The organism is 'Chrysanthemum coronarium' phytoplasma, from assembly GCF_000744065.1.
Lineage (GTDB): Bacteria > Bacillota_I > Bacilli_A > Acholeplasmatales > Acholeplasmataceae > Phytoplasma > Phytoplasma asteris.
Genome location: NZ_BBIY01000087.1, coordinates 1 through 1,933 on the forward strand (window position 1 = coordinate 1; position 1,933 = coordinate 1,933).

At 28.6% G+C, this 1,933-nt stretch carries 3 protein-coding genes; all 3 read left to right on the plus strand.

Features of this window, described 5'->3' with window-relative positions; genetic code table 11:
- Positions 1-582: 582 nt before the first annotated feature.
- The 3 genes from OYV_RS03655 to OYV_RS03665 are packed head-to-tail and all read left to right on the plus strand — an operon-like array spanning position 583 to position 1,633.
- Complete coding sequence (locus OYV_RS03655) at positions 583-918, plus strand: hypothetical protein (protein WP_042068343.1); 336 nt, start codon at positions 583-585, stop codon at positions 916-918.
- A 53-nt stretch (positions 919-971) separates the two neighbouring features.
- Positions 972-1,280: a hypothetical protein gene (locus tag OYV_RS03660; RefSeq protein WP_042068344.1), complete on the plus strand. Its 309-nt coding sequence runs from the start codon at positions 972-974 to the stop codon at positions 1,278-1,280.
- A gap of 44 nt (positions 1,281-1,324) precedes the next feature.
- The gene (locus OYV_RS03665) at positions 1,325-1,633 is read left to right on the plus strand and encodes a hypothetical protein (protein ID WP_042068345.1); all 309 of its coding nucleotides are present in this window, start codon (positions 1,325-1,327) and stop codon (positions 1,631-1,633) included.
- Positions 1,634-1,933: the final 300 nt, after the last annotated feature.

The following is a 1,933-nucleotide window of genomic DNA, read 5'->3' on the forward strand; positions in this document are numbered from 1 at the left end:
ACAAAGCAGAAGTAGATGGCACGACAGGAAAATATGTATTAACAGGACAACCTACATATAGCTATGAACAATTACAACAAGGAAGAGGGTATCTAAGAGCTTTTGCAAATATTTTAGATCTATATCTTAATACTAAAACCAAAATCAATTAAATAACTCTTTCCCATAAAGTTTCTGAATTAGAAAAAACATTTGCGAGAGTTAAACACAAACATTGATACAACAGTTAAATCTCTTTTTACATACGCAAACGACATAAGAAAAGATACACTTCCTGCAATATTTCAAAATAGAATTTATTAGAAATCCTAAATTAAGAAAGGTATAAATAAATGCAACTAAAAAACAAATCTATTACTTTAAGTTTAATTATTCTAACTTTAGTAACCTTTTTTCTTTAGTGTTTGCTTTGGTTTTAAATCATACTAAAAATGATCATGAAAATCAATTTGTAAACGGACCTTTTCCAGATTCTAATTTTCCAGGAAATCCCAAACCAGACAAGAAAAAAACCTAAAAAACCTAAAAACCCCCAATGAAGACGACGACCAATCCCAAAATAATTCATCCAATTTTTCTGCTATGAATTCCGATTCTTTATCTGGTTTATTAGATGTGCTTACTCCTCCAGAATTTAATTTTGAAAATTTTAAACCTTATAGTTGTATTTTCGGATTAGAAGAACCCATTCAAAAATTAAAAGAAATAGGGGACCTTTTTGACCTAATAACTAAACATAAATATAATTTAGGAAAAAAAGGAAAGCCTACTCACACTTTGGAAGAAATAGAAAAAATCTTTGCCAAAGCAAGAAAAAATAGTTCTTCAATTGTCTTTGCAGATGAAGCCGAAGAAACTATTAAAGCCAGAGATTCTAAAGACTTTTTAGAACCAGGTGATGCTAAAAAACCGCTTTAATCTCAGCTGAATTAGATGGTGTAAAAACAGATCCTGACAAACCAATTTGTTTTGTGGTTGCAACTAATCACTTAGGAAAAATAGATTCTGCCATCGTTTCTCGTCTAGAACCTGTATACATCGGAAACATCGAATCTGATAGAAGAATTGGATTCTTACGTCTTATGGCAAAACTTTACAAAATTAATCAAAACACTTATGATTATCTAAAAGTTATTGCTGATAATTTCAACTATTCCCTAGACCATCCAGAAATGTTTGCAGAAGCCATAGAACATGGTTATGTTATTCCTGCCGTTGCTAAAAAAAGTTTTAGAGGTAGCATAAAAATTGGAGCCATAGAATATTTTATGGCAACTTAGACCCTGTTAATAATGTAGTTGATAGAAATGAAAGGCTTGAAAAAATGAAAAAAGCAGGCGCCCAATATCTTCCTCCAACTGACCAAAATGGCAAACCTAAATATGATATAGAAGTTTTAGAAGGTATTAAAAAACATTTCTTTGACCTTTTATCAGGAAGAAAATTAGAAAACTTAATTACTAATGCTGCTAATAAAGCAGGTTTCCATGGACATTCAGAAATTTTAATTTCTGATTTAGAAGAAGCTTGTGGTGAATATTTTGGTCATAGACAAGATTATTTAAACAATAATAATTTAAGCCAAGAAGCTAAAGAGGCATTGGAAAAAATAAATAATTCTTTATATAACTAAGAAAGAAATAATCATTTAGGAACACGAGGACCACTTATTGACGAAGACGTACAAAAAAAACAAAATATAATTAAAAAAATATTGCTTTTAAAATCAATTATTATGGTATAATATTTATAATTTATACTCTAACATAACTTGAAGAAAATATTTTAAAAAGGAGGTTAATTTGATATGGATAATTACCTTATTGCCAAAAAAACTATTACTAAAAATACTAATTATATTATCTTTTATAAGTATTGGCTTTTTCTTTTCCTTTTTGCATTAATCTTTTTAAAAATAAGTATTAGTTGTTAT